Raw genomic sequence first — 17,129 nt, 5'->3', positions numbered from 1 at the left:
TATTGATGGCATGCGACCCAACATCAGACAGCCATGGCCACCAAGAAAACCCAAGATCCCTCCTCGCGAATCGCCGACAACAAGAAGGCGGCATACAACTACTTCTTCGAGGAGCGCTTCGAAGCGGGCCTGGTACTCGAAGGCTGGGAAGTGAAGTCGCTGCGCGAAGGCAAGGTGCAGCTGACCGACGGCTACGTGATGATCCGTGACGGCGAGATGTTCATCGTCGGCTGCCAGATCAATCCGTTGCGCAGTGCCTCCACGCACACCACGCCGGACTCGGTCCGCACCAAGAAGCTGTTGCTTCACAAGGAACAGATCCGCAAGCTCACCGGCAAGATCGAGCAGAAGGGCTACACGCTCGTTCCACTGAACCTGCACTGGAAAGCCGGCAAGGTGAAGTGCGAGATCGCCCTGGCCAAGGGCAAGGCCGAACACGACAAGCGCGACACCATCAAGGACCGCGAAGGCAAGCGGGAAGTCGAGCGTGCCATGAAGAGCCGCAGCCGCTGACCACGCCCTCGTCCCTCAGACGATTCCAATCCACTCGATCCACCCACCATGGCACTCCAACCACTCGACGCCGAGCGATCCAACCCTCTCGGCGGCGGTCCGAGCTTCCCGCTCTCCAACCGGCTGCTGCGCGCCCTCTGGATGCTGACCTGGGCCCTGCTCGCCTCGTGGACACCGCCGCCGCTGCGCGCCTGGCGCCGCTTCCTGCTGCGGACGTTCGGCGCGACGATGGCGCCGGGAAGCGACGTCCGCGGCACGGCCAAAGTCTGGTATCCGCCCCATCTCCACATGGACGAGCGTGCGCTCATCGGACCGCGCGTCAATTGCTACAACATGGCGCCGATCCGCATCGGACATGACGCGATCGTGTCGCAGGGCGCGCACCTGTGCGCGGGGTCGCACGACATCGCCTCGCCGGCGTTCCAGCTCACGACGCGACCGATCACCATCGGCGCGCGGGCCTGGATCGCCGCGGAAGCATTCGTGGGACCGGGCGTGGATGTCGGAGAAGGCGTGGTCCTGGGCGCGCGTGGCGTGGCTTTCCGTTCGCTCGAACCATGGGGCGTCTATGCCGGCAATCCAGCCAAGCTGATCAAGCACCGTGAATTGCGTCAGCCGGGCGGCTAGACTGCCGACGCTTCCGAAGGTTTTTCCAGTTTCGACCACCACACCAGGAGATTCCATGAAATTGATCACCGCATCGATCCTCGCCACCGCCCTCCTCGCGGGCTGCGGCAGCTACTCCCCGATGTCGAGGACGACGTCGGCACCCATGGCGGACACGCCCACGCGCACGGCCGACGGCGTGCTCGTCGGCCCGAACGGCATGACGCTCTACACCTTCGGCCGCGATGTGGTGGGCAGCGGCAAGTCCGTGTGCAATGGTCCGTGCATCACCAACTGGCCGGCGCTGACCGCGCCTCCCGCAGCCAGGACGATGGGCGACTACAGCGTCGTCGTGCGCGACGACGGCGCGCGGCAGTGGGCCTACAAGGGCGCACCGCTCTACTACTGGGCCAAGGACGCGAAGGCCGGCGACCGGACCGGCGACGGTGTCGGCGGCGTCTGGAAGGTCGCACGGCCCTGAGCGGATTCGCCGCGGTCGCGGACGGCCGCCCCTGGATGGGTGGTCGACGCACCCCCAGACATGAAAAAACCGGCGCATGCGCCGGTTTTTTCATGGGAACGCTGGTCGGGGGAGGTCCACCAGACGCTCCAAATGCCGCCCAGGGCGGCTCAATCGCTCAGTCGCGGCTGGCGCGCTTGCGCTCGTGTTCCTTGAGGTAGCGCTTGCGCAGACGCACGCTCTTGGGCGTGATCTCGACCAGTTCGTCGTCCTCGATGAACTCCACGCCGTATTCCAGGGTGAGTTCGATGGGCGGCGTGATCTTGATCGCATCTTCCTTGCCGGAGACGCGGAAGTTGGTCAGCTGCTTGGTGCGCGTGGCATTCACCACCAGGTCGTTGTCGCGGCTGTGGATGCCCACGATCATGCCTTCGTACACCGGATCGTTCGCCTTGACGAACATGCGGCCGCGATCGTCGAGCTTGCCCAGCGCGTACGTGAAGATCTCGCCGTCGTCCATGGAGATCAGCACACCGTTCTTGCGGCTGGCGATGTCGCCCTTGTGCGGCTCGTAGCTGTCGAAGATGTTCGAGATCAGGCCCGAACCGCGCGTCAGGTTCAGGAACTCGTTGGTGAAACCGATCAGTCCGCGTGCCGGGATGCGGTACTCGAGGCGCACGCGCCCACGGCCGTCGGACTCCATGTTCACCAGCTCGCCCTTGCGCTCGCCCAGCGCCTGCATCACGCCACCCTGATGGGTTTCCTCGATGTCGGCCGTGACCAGCTCGATCGGCTCGTGCTTCACGCCGTCGACGTCGCGGAACACCACGCGCGGCTTCGACACGGCCAGCTCGTAGCCTTCGCGGCGCATGTTCTCCAGCAGGATGGTCAGATGCAGTTCGCCGCGACCCATCACCTCGAAGATGCCTTCCTCGTCGGTCTCCTTCACGCGCAGTGCGACGTTGTGCTGCAGTTCCTTCTGCAGGCGGTCCCAGATCTGGCGGCTGGTGATGTACTTGCCTTCGCGGCCGGCCAGCGGGCTGGTATTGACGCAGAAGTTCATCGTCAGGGTCGGCTCGTCGACCTTGAGCATCGGCATCGGGGCCGGATTGGACGGGTCGGTGATCGTCACACCGATGCCGATTTCCGACAGCCCGTTGATCAGCACGATGTCGCCCGGGCCGGCCTCGGTCGCCTGCACACGGTCGAGGCCGTGGAACTTCAGCACCTGGTTGACGCGGCCCTTGACGACCTTGCCGTCCGGACCTTCCATGACGACGACGTCCATCATGGGCTTGACCGTGCCGGCGCTGATGCGACCGACACCGATGCGGCCGACGAAGGTCGAAAAGTCCAGCGCGGAGATCTGCAGCTGCAGCGGCGCGGCCGGGTCACCCTTCTGCGACGGCACGTGCTTCAGGATGGTGTTGAAGAGTGCGGACATGTCCGGACCCCACTGCTCGTTGGGCTCGCCTTCCTCCAGCGACGACCAGCCGTTGATGCCCGAGGCGTAGACGACCGGGAAGTCCAGCTGTTCGTCGGTGGCGCCGAGCTTGTCGAACAGGTCGAAGGCGGCGTTGACGACCTTGTCGGGATTCGCACCGGGCTTGTCGACCTTGTTGACCACCACGATGGGCTTCAGGCCCAGCGCGAGCGCCTTCTTCGTCACGAAGCGGGTCTGCGGCATCGGGCCTTCCTGGGCGTCGATGAGCAGCACGACGCCGTCCACCATGGACAGGGCGCGCTCGACCTCTCCGCCGAAGTCCGCGTGGCCGGGGGTGTCGACGATGTTGATGTGCGTGCCTTCCCAGCTCACCGCGCAGTTCTTGGCCAGGATGGTGATGCCGCGCTCGCGTTCGATGGCGTTGTTGTCCATCACGGTGTCGACGACCTTCTCGTGGTCGGCGAAGGTGCCCGACTGGCGCAGCAGCTGGTCGACCATCGTGGTCTTGCCATGGTCCACGTGGGCAATGATGGCGATGTTGCGGATTTGCTTGGTACTCATGGTGTCGTTTCGCAGAAAGTTGCGTTCACAGGTGCGTTCAAAAGGATTTGCTGGATTTCGATGGGGTTCAGCAAACGCCCCGGTATCAGTTCTCGTGCGCGCGCATGGGCCGTCCCGAGGAACGCCGCCGGCTGGCTGCCGAAGACGGCGATCTCCTCGGCATCGGCCCAATCGCCCCGCCGGCGCAGGCCGGAGAGGAAACGTGCCGCATCGTCGACGTCGAGCGTGACACGGTCATGGCCCGCGACCAGCGACTCGACGGGCAGCAGTCGGGCCTGCCGCAGGTGTTCGTCCATCGCCTCGAGCGCGTCGAGCGTCACGCAGCGCGCGACGGCGAAATCGCCCGTGGCCAGGCGACGCAGCGAGCGCAAGTGCGCGCCGCAACCGAGCGCCTCGCCGATGTCCTCGCCGAGGGTGCGGATGTAGGTGCCCTTGCTGACGGTCGCCACGATGCGGATGAGGTCGGGCTCGATCAGTTCCAGCGACAGTGCATGGACCACGATGTCGCGCGGCGCGCGCTCGACCTCGATGCCTTCACGGGCGTACTCATAGAGCGCCTTGCCATCCTTTTTCAAGGCACTGTGCATCGGCGGCATCTGGCGAAGCGAGCCTGTGAAACGTGCTTCCACGAGCGCCAGATCGGCCGCAGCGACGCGCACGGGACGCTCGGACACGACATCGCCCTCGGCATCGCCGGTGGTCGTCTTCACGCCCAGACGCGCAGTGGCCTCGTAGGTCTTGTCGGCTTCCAGATGCAGCTGGCTGAATTTGGTCGCCGCGCCGAAGCACAGCGGCAGCACGCCACTGGCCAGCGGATCGAGCGTGCCGGTGTGGCCCGCCTTCTCGGCGCGCAGCAGCCACTTGGCCTTCTGCAACGCTTGGTTGCTCGAAAGTCCGAGTGGCTTGTCGAGCAGCAACACCCCATGCACGGGGCGCCGCTGCACCCTCGTGCGTGGCGCGTTCATGGCTACTCGTCCTTGGAACGGGAGGCGACGGCCTGGGCGATGAGCGCGTTCATGTCGGCCGCGCGCTCGGTGGTGCGGTCGAACACGAAATGCAGCGTCGGCACGGTGTGGATGTGCAGACGCTTGAACAGGCCGCTGCGCAGAAAGCCGGCGGCCTGGCTCAGTGCCTCGGTCGTCTCCACCGGATCGCCGGTGAGGACGCTGAAGAACACCTTGGCGTGCGCGTAGTCCGGCGTGACCTCGATTGCCTGGATCGTGACCATGCCCACACGCGGGTCCTTGAGTTCGCGCGCGATCAGCTCGGTCAGATCGCGCTGGATCTGATCGGCGACCTTGAACGAACGGTTGGGCGCGGCGGGTTTTCTCTTGGGCATGCTCGGTTCTTCGCCTTACAAGGTCCGGGCGATTTCCCGGATCTCGAAGAACTCCAACTGATCGTTTTCCTTGATGTCGTTGTAGTTCTTGAGCTTGATGCCGCACTCGAAGCCCTCGCGGACCTCGCGCACGTCGTCCTTGAGCCGCTTGAGCGAATCGATCTCGCCGGTGTAGACCACGACGTTGTCGCGCAGCAGCCGGAAATGCGCGCCCCGGTTGACCGAGCCCGACGTGATGTACGAGCCCGCGACCGTGCCGATCTTCGAGGCGACGAACACCGTGCGGATCTCGGCCGTGCCGATGACTTCCTCGCGACGCTCCGGCGCAAGCATGCCCGACATGGCGACTTTGATCTCGTCGACCGCGTCGTAGATGATGCTGTAGTAGTTCAGCTGAACGCCGTTGTTCTCGGCCAGCTTGCGCGCACCGGCATCGGCACGCACGTTGAAGCCGATCACCACCGCCTTCGAAGCGATCGCGAGGTTGATGTCGTTCTCGCTGATGCCGCCGACACCGGCGTACACCACCTGCACCTTGACCTCCTCGGTCGCCAGCTTGAGCAGCGATTGCGCCAGGGCTTCCTGCGAACCCTGCACGTCGGCCTTGATGATCAGGCGCAGTGTCTGCACCTCGCCCGCCGACAGGTCGGTGAAGACGCTCTGCAGGTTGGAAGCCTGCAGCTTGGCCAGCTTGGTGTTGCGGAACTTGCCGGCGCGGTACGTGGCGATCTCGCGCGCCCGGCGCTCGTCGGCCATCACCATGAATTCGTCACCAGCCTGCGGCACCTCGGTCAGACCCTGGATCTCGACCGGGATCGACGGTCCGGCGGACTTGCTCGAACGCCCGTTCTCGTCGAGCATGGCCCGCACGCGTCCATAGGTCGAGCCGGCCAGCACCACGTCACCGGTCTTGAGCGTACCGGACTGGACCAGCACGGTCGCGACCGGGCCGCGGCCCTTGTCGAGTTGCGCCTCGATGACCAGGCCCTTGGCGGCGGCTTCGACCGGCGCCTTCAGTTCCAGCACCTCGGCCTGCAGCAGCACCTGCTCGAGCAGGTCGTCGATGCCCTGTCCCGTCTTGGCGGACACGGGCACGAACGGCACCTCGCCGCCGTACTCTTCGGGCACGACCTCCTCGGCCACCAGTTCCTGCTTGACGCGATCGAGGTTGGCATCGGGCTTGTCGACCTTGTTGATCGCCACCACGATCGGCACCCCGGCCGCCTTCGCGTGCTTGATGGCTTCCTTGGTCTGCGGCATCACGCCGTCGTCGGCCGCCACCACCAGGATGACGATGTCGGTGGCCTGGGCACCCCGGGCACGCATGGCGGTGAACGCTTCGTGGCCGGGCGTGTCGAGGAACGACACCATGCCGCGATCGGTCTCGACGTGATAGGCGCCGATGTGCTGGGTGATACCGCCAGCCTCGCCCGCGGCCACCTTGGCGCGCCGGATGTAGTCCAGCAGCGAGGTCTTGCCGTGGTCGACGTGGCCCATGACGGTGACGACGGGAGCGCGCGGCAGCGATTCGCCCGCCTGTGCGCCGACGTCCTCGTCGGTGAACGCTTCGGGATCGTCCAACGCGGCGACCACGGCCGTATGGCCCATGTCCTCCACGATGATCATCGCGGTGTCCTGGTCGAGCGACTGGTTGATGGTCGCCATCATGCCCAGCTTCATCAGCTGCTTGATGACTTCCTGGGCCTTGACGGCCATCTTGTGCGCCAGTTCCGAGACGGTGATGGTCTCGGGCACGTGCACTTCGAGCACGCGGACTTCCACCGGTGCGGACTGGACGTGCTGGTCGTCATGCCCCCCACGGTCGTTGCTGCCGCGGCGTCCACGCGGACCGCCACGCCAGTTCCCACGTCCGACGCCACCACTGGCATCGCCACGGGTCTTGATTTCCTTCTTCTTGGCCGGATCACCCGCCCAGCTCGAGGAGAGTTTGGCCGATTTCACTTCCTTGCCGGCGGCCGCTCCGGGCGCAGCGGCGGCACCCGGTGCAGCGGGCGCGCCCGGGCGGGCCACAGGGGCGACCGGCTTGTGCAGCGTGCCCTTGACGGCGGGCTTCGGAATCTCCTTCTCCGGCGCCTTGTGCGGCACCAGCACGCGGGCCGGTGCGTTCATCATGGCGCGGATGGCTTCGGCCTCGGCCAGCGCCTTGCGACGGCGTTCGTCCAAGTCCTTGGCACGTGCGGCTTCCTCGTCGGCACGGGCCTTGGATTCGGCGGCGACCTTGGCCTTCGCATCCTCGCGGGTCTGTGCAGCGGCAGCGGACGCAGCGGCTGCCTTCTCCGCGGCTGCCTTCTCCGCGACGGCCTTCTCGGCAGCGGCCTTCTCGGCAGCCGCGGCGGCCGCGCGATGGGACGGCGCGATGCTCTTGGAGAACGCGTTGGTGGCGGCGGTCGCCGCAGTGGCCGCGGCAACCGCCTTGCGGCGTGCCTCCGCGTCGGCTTCGACCTTGTCGCGCGCCTGGCGCTCGGCCAGTTCGGCCTGGTCGACACGCTCGGCCTGCTCGCGGGCCAGGGCCTCGGTCGCCTCGCGCTGCCGGCGCTTCTCGGCCAGCTCCTCTTCTTGGCGGCGGATCAGCTCGGCCTGACGGCGTGCCTCTTCCTCGCGACGCGCCAGTTCGGCCTCGTCGACCTTGGGCACCACGGGCTCCTGGACAGGCGGCTCCACCGGCATCGCCTGCACGGGCTCGGGCGGCGACGCCGGAGCGTCGTCGCGCTGGATGAACGTTCGTTTCTTGCGCACCTCGACCTGGATCGTGCGCGCACGGCCCATGGCATCGGCCTGCTTGATCTCGCTGGTGGATTTCTTCACGAGCGTGATCTTCTTGCGCTCCGGCTCGACCGTGCCGTGGCTGGCCTTGAGGAAACCGAGCAGCCGCTGCTTGTCGGCCTCGGTCAAGGCATCGGTGGGCGCCGCCTTGGGCACGCCGGCGCTCTTGAGCTGGTCAAGCAGGGTTTCGGGGGTCTTCTTGAGTTCGTTCGCGAACTCGGCGACTGTGGTGCTGGACATATGTGCTTCGTGCCTCCATGACCGTCACTCTTGGCCCGCGAACCAGTGTTCGCGGGCTTTCAAGATGAGGGCTTTGGCGTCATCGGCGCTGTGGCCGGTGATCTCGGTGAGTTCGTCGACCGCGAGGTCGGCCAGGTCGTCGCGGGTATGGACACCCGCCTCGGCCAATTTCGGAATGAGTTCGGCGTCGAGGCCTTCGAGGTCGCGCAGGTTCTGCGAGACGCCTTCGGCGCTTTCTTCCTTGGCGATTTCCATCGTGAGCAGCGCATCCTTGGCACGGGTGCGCAACTCGTTGATCGTGTCCTCGTCGAAGCCTTCGATCTCGAGCAGTTCGGAGATCGGCACGTAGGCCACCTCCTCCAGGCTCGTGAAACCTTCATTGATCAGGATGTCGGCGATCTCCTCGTCGACGTCGAGCTTCTCGATGAACAGCTTGCGGCTGGAATCGGTTTCGAGCGCGAGCTTCTGGGCCGACTCGTTGGCGTCCATGATGTTGATCTTCCAACCCGTGAGGTCGGAAGCCAGGCGCACGTTCTGGCCGCCCCGGCCAATGGCGATCGCGAGGTTCTCCTCGTCGACGACCACGTCCATGGCATGCTTTTCCTCGTCCACCACGATCGACGAGACGTTCGCAGGCGCCAGGGCACCGATCACGAACTGCGCCGGGTCCTCGCTCCACAGCACGATGTCGACGCGCTCGCCGGCGAGTTCGTTGGTCACGGCATTCACGCGGGTGCCACGCACGCCGACGCAGGTACCGATCGGGTCGACGCGCTTGTCGTGCGAGAGCACGGCGATCTTGGCGCGCGATCCCGGATCGCGCGCACAGCTCTTGATCTCGAGGAGACCCTGCTCGATCTCCGGCACTTCCTGGCGGAACAGCTCGATCATGAATTCCGGCGCGGAGCGCGACAGGATGATCGGCGCACCGCGCAGCGTCAGGTCGACCTCCATGATCATGGCCCGCACGCGGTCGCCGTTGCGCAGGTTTTCCTTGGCGATCATCTCGCTGCGGCGCAGGCGTCCCTCGACACGGCCGGCTTCGACGATGATGTCGCCCTTGTCCAGGCGCTTGACGGTACCGACGAAGATCTTGTCGCCGCGCGACATGAAGTCGTTCAGCAGCATCTCGCGCTCGGCGTCGCGGATCTTCTGCAGGATCACCTGCTTGGCGGCCATCGCGCCGATGCGCCCGATCGGCACCGAATCCACCGACTCCTCGATGTACTCGTCGACCTCGATGTCGGGCATCTCCTCCTTGGCCTCGAACAGCAGGATCTCCTGCTCGGGCAATTGGAGGCCGGCCTCGTCGGGAACGACGTGCCAGCGACGGAAGGTCTCGTAATTGCCGCTGTCGCGGTCCACCACCACGCGGATGTCCACTTCGCCTTGATAGAGCTTCTTGGTGGCCTGCGCCAGCGCGGATTCGACCGCGCCGAAGACGACGTCGCGCTCGACGTTCTTCTCGCGCGAGATCGCATCCACCAACATCAACATTTCGCGATTCATTGCCCCTAGCTCCTCTTGTCAGTCCGACATTTCCATGCCGCCATCCTCCGAAGCGACGTCATCCGGACCCCGCTGCGTCGAACCTTCGGCGGCCCTGGCCCTGCGGCCCTTGAAATCCACGATCGGCGCGAGCCGCGCTTCGCGCAACTCCTCCAGCACGAAGCCCAGCGCCTGCAACGGTGCGAGCGCGCGCTTCTTCCCGATCTTCTGTCCCGGCTTCACAGCCGGCGCGTCGCTCCAGACGATCTGCCAACCTCCACCGTCGGCACGCTCGAGCGTGCCGCGAAACTTCTTGCGATTGGCGGCGACCTGGCCGCCGGCCGCCGCACCCATGGGTGCCTTGAGCGTGACGTCGATCACCTCGCCGACGAACCGCTCGAAATCCTGCTGGTTGCGCAGCGGGCGATCAATGCCCGGCGAGGAGACTTCAAGGCGCTTGTAGTCGACGCCGTCGACTTCCAGGGCGAACTGCAACTGCCGCGTGACCTTCTCGCAATCCTCGACCGTCACGAAGGGTTCGGGGACGCCTGCCGCCACAGCTTCCGAGCTGGGGGCGATCCAGGGCAAATCAATCGTGACACGCAGCAATCCACCCGCCGATCGTTCGATTTCGACGAGGTCGTAGCCGAGACCGGCCACGGTTTGTTCCACTGTCTGCTGCAATGCCACGTGTCTGTTAGCGCCTTTGGGATTCCGGGGTGCGTCCGATGCCGCGTCGCCAGCCCGCGGACGCCGCATCGGAAATGTTTCGACCCATAAAAAAACGGGCGGTTGGTACCCGCCCGTTTGGTCGTGAGCTTCGGATTATATGCCAAATGGCTACGTCGCCCAGGCGCGCGCGCCGATGTTCAGGCCCCGACGAGCCTCGTTCCGGCGCGTGAACGCCACCAGACCCGTGCGAACAGCAGCGAGCCGATGCCCAACCCCAATGCGGCCACCAGGAGCGGCACGGCGAACGAGCCGGTGCGGTGCGCCAGCGGTGCGGCGAACAGGGGACCCAGGATCTGGCCGACGCCATAGGACGCCGTCGCATAGCCGATCAGCCCGGCGGCGGCGTTGCCGCGCAACCGCCGGGCGTCGCGCACGGCGAACAGCGTGATCGCCGTGAACGGCATGCCCAGCAGCAGGCTGCCCAGCGCGAAGCCGGCCACCGTCGGCCAGACCACGGTCAGCACCACACCCAGCGCCTGAAGCGCGTAGGCCACCGACAGCAGCAGCCGGTTGTCCCACGCGGCGGGCGCGCGCGAGCCGATCAGCGCGCCGGGCACGATCGCCAGGCCGAACAGCGGCCAGAACAGGTCGGGCCAGTTCGAGCCCGGGAGGGCCTGGCGCGCGATCAGGGGCAGGAACGTGGCCGTGATGATGTAGCCGAAGCCGGCCAGTCCATACAGCCCGACCAGCCACCCGGCATCGGCGCGGTCGCGCGGCGACGCCGGACGCGGGCCCACCGCAGGGCCCGACCCGCCCGCCGCCGCCACGGCACCGTCGTCGAACACGCGCCAGATCGCCGCGATCAGGACCAGCGCCAGCATCCCGAAGCCGATCCAGGCGGCATCGGCGCCCCAGCGGCCCGCCACGCCGCCGAGCAGCCCCGTCACCGCGATGCCGATGCCCGGGCCGCAATAGATCACGCCGGCGAGCTGCGACCCGCCGGTCTCCGCCAGCCGGCGCAGGCCCCAGCCCGAGGCGAAGACGAAGACCCAGGCGCTCATCACGCCGGCCAGGGTTCGCAACGTGCCCCAGGCGGTGAAACCGTGCAGCAGCCCCATGCCCAGGAGCAGCGCGGCCGTGGCCAGCAGCCCGCCGCGCACCATCGTCGCCGCGCGCACCTTCAGGGCGGCGCAGGTCACCGCACCGAGAAAGTAGCCCAGGTAGTTGAGCGACGCCAGCAGCCCGCCGGCCTGCAGGTCGAGCCGTCCCTCGTGCAGCATGATCGGCAGCATCGGGGTGAAGGCGAAGCGACCCAGGCCCATCGCCACCGACAGCGTCACCATGCAGGCCAGCGCCGCCCGCCAGGCGGCGCGTCGATCGTCTTGGGAAGGCGGCATTCGCGGTTTCCGTTCGTGTCGGTGCTAGGACAGCCGCGCGGCGGAGACCAGCTGGCGGGTGTAGGGATGGTCGGGCGCGTCGAGCACGCGGTCCACGGGGCCGGCCTCCAGGATGGCACCGTCCTTCATCACGATCACGCGATGGGCCATGGCGCGGATGACCTCGACGTCGTGCGTGATGAGCAGATAGCCCAGCCCACGCTCGCGCTGCAGCCGCTGCAACAGGGCGAGCACCTGCTTCTGGATCGTCACGTCCAGCGCGCTGGTGGGCTCGTCGAGCACCAGCAGCCGGGGCCCGACGATGAGCGCCCGCGCGATCGCCAAGCGCTGGCGCTGACCCCCGGAGAATTCGTGCGGGTAGCGGTCGAGCAGCGCCGGAAACAGCGCTTCGGTCAGACCGACGTCCGCCAGCGCCGCGAGCGAACGCACGCGACGCGCGGCCAGGTCGAGCCCTGGCTCGTGCACCGTGAGGCCTTCGCCGACGATCTGCTCGACCGTCATGCGGGGCGACAGGGACGAGAACGGGTCCTGGAACACGACCTGCATCGCGCGCCGCAACGCCCGGTCCTGTCGGCGCCCTTCCCCCCACGGGCGGCCTTCCACCGCCAAGTCGCCGGTGTGGCGCAGCAGTCCCAGCGCCGCCAGCGCGAGCGTCGACTTGCCGGATCCGGATTCGCCGACCACGCCCAGGGTCTCGCCCGGGGCGATGTGGAAGTCGGCGCCCTGCACGGCGACGAAGGCGCCCTTGCCGAACCAGCCTCGCAGGCCCGGCAGCGGCGTCGCGTAGCTCACACGCAGCCCGCGCGCCTGCAGCAGGGGCGCGACCGCCTCGTCCGGCGGCGGTGGCAGGACGTCGCGCGTCGGGCGGCTGTCGATCAGGCGCCGGGTGTAGGGATGGCTCGGCGAGCCGAACACGTCGCCGACCGCGCCCGTCTCGACGATGCGGCCCTGCTCCATCACCGCCACCCGGTCGGCGAAACGGCGCACCAGGTTCAGATCGTGCGTGATGAGCAGCACCGCCATGCCGTGGCGCCGCTGCAGGTCGGCCAGCAGGTCCAGGATCTGGGCGCGCACGGTGACGTCGAGCGCGGTCGTGGGCTCGTCGGCGAGCAGCAGGCGCGGCTTGCAGGCCAGGGCCATGGCGATCATGGCCCGCTGGCGCTGGCCACCGGAGAGCTGGTGCGGAAAGGCCCGTGCGCGCCGTTCGGGCTCGGGAATGCCGGTGTCGGCGAGCAGGCGGACGGCGGCCGCGTGCGCGTCGCGCCTGGACAGGCTCTCGTGCAGTTCGAGCACCTCGGCGATCTGCTCGCCGACGGTATAGAGCGCATTGAGCGCGGTCATCGGCTCCTGGAAGATCATGGCGATCTCCTTGCCCCGGACGCCGCGCAGGGCATGCTCGGGCAGTGACAGCAGGTCCCGGGGGGCGTCGCCGCCGGCCGTCGTGGCGGCCGCGAAGCGCGCGACCCCGACGACCTCGGCGTCGGGCACCAGCCTCAAAAGACTCAGGGCGGTCACGGTCTTGCCGGAACCGGACTCGCCCACCAGCGCGAGTTTTTCGCCCGGCGCGATCCGGAAGTCGATGCCGTGCACCACGTCGCGTCCGCCGAAGCCCACGCGCAACCCCCGCACGTCGAGCAGCGGGGGTGCGGTATCGGGTGCGGTCATCGGTCGGCCTTTCGCGGATCGAGCGCGTCGCGCAGGGCGTCGCCCATGAAGGTCAGCAGCATCAGCGTGATCACCAGCACCGCGAAAGTCGACAGCGAGATCCACCAGGCGTCGATGTTGGCCTTTCCCTGGCTGAGCAGTTCGCCCAGCGACGGCGTGCCCGGCGGCACGCCCAGGCCCAGAAAATCGAGCGACGTCAGCGCCAGGATCGCCGCGCTCATGCGGAACGGCAGGAACGTGACGATCGGCGTCATGCTGTTGGGCAGGATGTGGCGCCGCATGATCTGCAGGTTCGACACGCCCAGCGCGCGCGCGGCGCGAACGTAGTCCATCTGGCGGTTGCGCAGGAATTCGGCGCGCACGTAGTCCGACAGCCCCATCCAGCCGAACAGGCTCAGCAGCACCAGCAGCAGCGCCACGCTGGGCGCGAAGATGGCGCTGAAGATGATGAGCAGGTAGAGCTCGGGCATCGAGCCCCAGATCTCGATGAAGCGCTGGAACGCGAGGTCGGTCCGGCCGCCGAAGAAGCCCTGGACGGCGCCCGTGAGGACGCCCAGCACCACGCCGATGGCGGTCAGGGCAAGCGCGAACAGCACGCTGACCCGGAAGCCGTAGACCAGTTGCGCCAGCAGGTCGCGCCCACGGTCGTCGCTGCCCAGGAAGTTCTCGCGCGAGGGTGCCGCCGGATTGGGCGCGGTGGCGAAGTAGTTCAGCGTCTTCGGGCCGTAGGGATTGGGCGCGTAGACGGCCCAGTTGGCGCCACCGGTGATGCGCTCGCGGATGAAGGGATCGAGGTAGTCGGCGGGCGTCTCGAAGTCGCCACCGAAGGTCTTCTCCGAGTGGTCGCGCAACACGGGGAAATAGGTCTGGCCCTCATAACGCACGATCAGCGGCTTGTCGGTCGACAGCACCTCGGCGAACAGGCTCAGCACCACCAGGACCCCGAACACCCACAGGCTCCAGAAGCCCAGGCGGTTGCGTTTGAAGCGCTGCCAGGCGCGGCGACCCGGGCTCGCCGACACCGTGACCGGCGCCGTGGACACCGGCGCGGGCGCGCCCGGCTCAATCGAACTTGACACGGGGATCGACCCAGACATAGCAGAGATCGGAGACGAGCTTGGTCACCAGTCCGATCAGCGTGAAGAAATAGAGCGTGCCCAGCACCACCGGATAGTCGCGGCGGATCACGCTCTCGTAACTCAGCAGCCCCAGGCCGTCGAGCGAGAACAGCGTCTCGATGAGCAGCGAGCCGGTGAAGAAGGCCCCGACGAAGGCGGCCGGGAACCCCGTGACGATCGGGATCAGCGCATTGCGCAGCACGTGCGTCCAGAGCACCTGCCGCTCGCTCAGGCCCTTGGCGCGCGCGGTCAGCACATATTGCTTGCGGATTTCCTCCAGGAAGGAGTTCTTGGTCAGCATCGCCGTCACGGCGAAGCTGCCCAGCACCATCGCCGTCACCGGCAGCGCGATGTGCCACAGGTAGTCGACGATGCGCGCGCCCCACCCCAGGCTCTCCCAGTTGGGCGAGGTGAGCCCGCGCAACGGAAACCATTGCAGCTGGCCGCCGAACACCACCAGCAGCGCCACGCCCAGCACGAAGCCCGGGATCGCATAGCCGATCAGCACGAACAGCGTGGTCACGAAGTCGAAGCGCGAGCCGGCGCGCACCGCCTTGGCCACGCCCAGCGGCACCGCGATCAGGTAGCTGATGAAGAAGGTCCACAGACCCAGGCTGATGGAGACGGGCAGCTTCTCCTTGATCAGCTGCCAGACGTCCTTGCGCTGGTAGAAACTGGTGCCGAGGTCGAAACGCGCGAACGACTTGAGCATGTCCCAGAAGCGCTCCACCGGTGGCTTGTCGAAACCGTAGAGCCGCCGGATGTCCTCGATGCGTCGCTCGTCGAGCCCCTGCCGACCACGGTAGCCGGCGCCCGAACTGGCGGCCCGCTCGCCGCCGGAGTCGCGCCCCTGCAGCTGCGCCACCATCTGCTCGACCGGACCGCCCGGCACGAACTGGATCACGACGAAGGTCAGCAGCAGCACGCCCAGGAGCGTGGGCACCATGAGCAGCAGGCGCTTGAGGATGTAGCTGGTCATCGGCGGGCGGGCGGGCGGGAAGGATGGGAGCGGGTGGGACGGGTGGTGCGTCAGCGGTTGGCGGGCGAAGCCCACCACGTGCTCAGCGCCCACGTGTCGGGCTGGTAGTACGGCGGAACCATGGCGGGCAGCACGAACGGCCCCGGACGGTAACCGATGAGGAAGGCATCGCCGTAGTACTGCGGCACCGAGTAGTGGCCATGCGCGAGCACGCGGTCGAGCGCGCGCACCGCGGCCGACAGCGCGGGCCGGGTGGTGGCCGCGACGACCTTGCCCAGCAGGACGTCGACCGCCGGATCGGCGATCCCCCAGACGTTGGACGAGCCCGGGGTGGCCGCCGCCTTCGAGCCGAAACGCTCGATCAGTTCGCCTCCGGGCGCCGTGCTGCCCGGCAGCCGGGTCGTCGTCATCTCGAACTGGAAGTCGTCCATGCGCTGCTGTGCCAGGGAGAAGTCCACCGTCCGGAAACTCATCTGGATGCCCAGCTTCTGCAGCGCGGTCTGGAACGGCGTCGCCACGCGGACGAGCGAGGGCTGGTCGTTGAGGAACTCGATGGTGAAGGGCTCGCCCGCGGCGTTGCGCAGGGCGCCGTCGCGGTACGTCCAGCCGGCCTCGGCGAACAGCCCGCGCGCGCGCCGCAGGTTCTCGCGCAGGCTGGCCGGCGGCGCCGTGCTCGCCGGCACGGCCGCCGGCCCGAAGACCTCCGGCCGAAGCCGGGCGCGCAGCGGCTCGAGCAACGCGAGTTCGTCGGGCTTGGGCAGGCCTTCGGCCTGGAATTCGCTGTTCGGGAAGTACCCCGTCACGCGCTTGTACAGGCCGTAGAACAGCTGCCGGTTGAGCCACTCGAAGTCCATCGCCAGACCGATGGCCTGGCGCACCCGCACGTCCTGGAACTTCGGATTGCGCAGGTTGAAGATGTAGCCCTGGAAGTCGCCGGGGTTGCGGTTCTCGAAAGCGCGCTTGACGACCTCCCCCGAATCGAACTGGCGGCCCTTGTACTGACGCGCCCAGTTGCGCGAGGTGAATTCGCGCATGAAGTCGTATTCGCCCGCCTTCAGTCCCTCGAAGCGCGAGGTGTCGTCGAGGTAGATCTTGAAGCTGACGCGGTCGAAGTTGAACAGCCCTTTCCGCACCGGCAGGTCGGTGCCCCAATAGCCCCGATCGCGCGTGTAGGTGATGTCCCGGCCCATGCGTGGATCGGCGATGCGGTACGGCCCGGAGCCGATCGGCACCTCTGTCACGACCTGATCGAAGGGCTTGCCCCGTCCCCAGGCGCGGCTGAACACCGCCATGCCGCCGACGACCAGCGGCAGCTCCGGGTTGGCGCTGGCGAAATCGAAACGCACCGTGCGCTCGTCGAGCGCGCGGACCCCCGCGACCTCGGCGTAGATGGTGCGGAACTGCGGCGCCGCCGCCGGGCTCACGAGCGTCTCGTACGAATGCACCACGTCGGCCGCCAGCACCGGCAAGCCGTCGTGGAAGCGCGCCTTCGGATTCAGCCGGAAGGTGGCCGAGCGCTTGTCGGGCGCCACCGCCACGTCCTCCGCGAGCAGGCCGTAGGCGGTGGTGGGCTCCTGCGAATTGCCCGTCAGCAGGCTCTCGATCATCAGCGTGCCGATGCCGTAGGGCGCCGCGCCCTTGAGCGTGAACGGATTGAACTTGTCGAAGTTCGTCGGCCGCGTCGGCGGCACCAGCCGGATCTCGCCGCCCTTGGGTGCCTGGGGGTTCGCCTCGTCGAAGTGCGTGAAACCGGGCGCATAGCGGATGTCGCCGAACTGGGCATAGGCGTGCGCCGCCCAGGCGGGATTCACCGGGAGTGCCGCCAGAGCCAGCACCGAGAGCAGCCAGATTCGCATGCGAGAA

The 17,129-nt window shown here is 67.4% G+C and carries 14 protein-coding genes; 3 read left to right on the top strand and 11 right to left on the bottom strand.

Annotated elements, in window-relative coordinates; translation table 11 throughout:
* Nucleotides 1-33 precede the first annotated feature (33 nt).
* Genes smpB through NF681_11660 form a run of 3 tightly spaced genes read left to right on the top strand, consistent with a single transcriptional unit; the run spans nt 34 to nt 1,600 of the window.
* Nucleotides 34-513: an SsrA-binding protein SmpB gene (gene smpB / locus NF681_11670; GenBank protein ID UST53001.1), complete on the top strand. Its 480-nt coding sequence runs from the start codon at nt 34-36 to the stop codon at nt 511-513.
* Between the two features lie 48 nt (nt 514-561).
* Nucleotides 562-1,140, top strand: coding sequence for a putative colanic acid biosynthesis acetyltransferase (locus NF681_11665; protein ID UST53000.1), 579 nt, complete (start codon nt 562-564; stop codon nt 1,138-1,140).
* Nucleotides 1,141-1,195: 55 nt separating this feature from the next.
* Nucleotides 1,196-1,600 carry an ATP-binding protein gene (locus NF681_11660; GenBank protein UST52999.1) on the top strand — a complete coding sequence of 135 codons (405 nt, stop codon included), beginning with the start codon at nt 1,196-1,198 and terminating at the stop codon, nt 1,598-1,600.
* A 157-nt stretch (nt 1,601-1,757) separates the two neighbouring features.
* On the opposite strand, the gene typA is transcribed toward NF681_11660, so the two are convergent.
* From typA to NF681_11605, 11 genes are all read right to left on the bottom strand, one after another.
* Nucleotides 1,758-3,584 (bottom strand): translational GTPase TypA, encoded by a 1,827-nt coding sequence (typA, locus tag NF681_11655; GenBank protein UST52998.1) that lies wholly within the window; start codon nt 3,582-3,584, stop codon nt 1,758-1,760.
* On the bottom strand, nt 3,581-4,549 hold the full coding sequence (gene truB, locus NF681_11650) for a tRNA pseudouridine(55) synthase TruB (GenBank protein UST52997.1): 969 nt from the start codon (nt 4,547-4,549) through the stop codon (nt 3,581-3,583). The genes typA and truB overlap by 4 nt, the downstream gene beginning before the upstream one ends.
* Nucleotides 4,550-4,551: 2 nt before the next feature.
* Nucleotides 4,552-4,923: a 30S ribosome-binding factor RbfA gene (rbfA, locus tag NF681_11645; GenBank protein ID UST52996.1), complete on the bottom strand. Its 372-nt coding sequence runs from the start codon at nt 4,921-4,923 to the stop codon at nt 4,552-4,554.
* Between the two features lie 15 nt (nt 4,924-4,938).
* A complete protein-coding gene (gene infB / locus NF681_11640) occupies nt 4,939-7,947 on the bottom strand; it encodes a translation initiation factor IF-2 (protein UST52995.1) in 3,009 nt (1,002 codons plus the stop codon).
* A 24-nt stretch (nt 7,948-7,971) separates the two neighbouring features.
* Nucleotides 7,972-9,456, bottom strand: a complete 1,485-nt coding sequence (gene nusA / locus NF681_11635) for a transcription termination factor NusA (GenBank protein UST52994.1) — start codon at nt 9,454-9,456, stop codon at nt 7,972-7,974.
* Between the two features lie 18 nt (nt 9,457-9,474).
* On the bottom strand, nt 9,475-10,125 hold the full coding sequence (rimP, locus tag NF681_11630; GenBank protein UST52993.1) for a ribosome maturation factor RimP: 651 nt from the start codon (nt 10,123-10,125) through the stop codon (nt 9,475-9,477).
* A gap of 179 nt (nt 10,126-10,304) precedes the next feature.
* Nucleotides 10,305-11,504, bottom strand: coding sequence for a YbfB/YjiJ family MFS transporter (locus NF681_11625; GenBank protein ID UST52992.1), 1,200 nt, complete (start codon nt 11,502-11,504; stop codon nt 10,305-10,307).
* 24 nt (nt 11,505-11,528) lie between these two features.
* Entirely contained in the window at nt 11,529-13,169 is a 1,641-nt protein-coding gene (locus NF681_11620; GenBank protein UST52991.1) for a dipeptide ABC transporter ATP-binding protein, read from the bottom strand.
* Nucleotides 13,166-14,266, bottom strand: a complete 1,101-nt coding sequence (locus NF681_11615; protein ID UST52990.1) for an ABC transporter permease — start codon at nt 14,264-14,266, stop codon at nt 13,166-13,168. Before NF681_11615 ends, NF681_11620 begins: the two co-directional genes overlap by 4 nt.
* Nucleotides 14,232-15,266, bottom strand: a complete 1,035-nt coding sequence (locus tag NF681_11610; protein UST52989.1) for an ABC transporter permease subunit — start codon at nt 15,264-15,266, stop codon at nt 14,232-14,234. Before NF681_11610 ends, NF681_11615 begins: the two co-directional genes overlap by 35 nt.
* A gap of 50 nt (nt 15,267-15,316) precedes the next feature.
* Nucleotides 15,317-17,122 carry an extracellular solute-binding protein gene (locus NF681_11605; protein ID UST52988.1) on the bottom strand — a complete coding sequence of 602 codons (1,806 nt, stop codon included), beginning with the start codon at nt 17,120-17,122 and terminating at the stop codon, nt 15,317-15,319.
* Nucleotides 17,123-17,129 lie beyond the last annotated feature (7 nt).

The sequence above is a fragment of the Comamonadaceae bacterium OTU4NAUVB1 genome (genome assembly GCA_024372625.1).
Classification (GTDB): Bacteria; Pseudomonadota; Gammaproteobacteria; order Burkholderiales; family Burkholderiaceae_C; genus Variovorax.
Note: the sequence above shows the minus strand (reverse complement) of the source record. Positions and strands in the feature narration are given on the sequence as shown.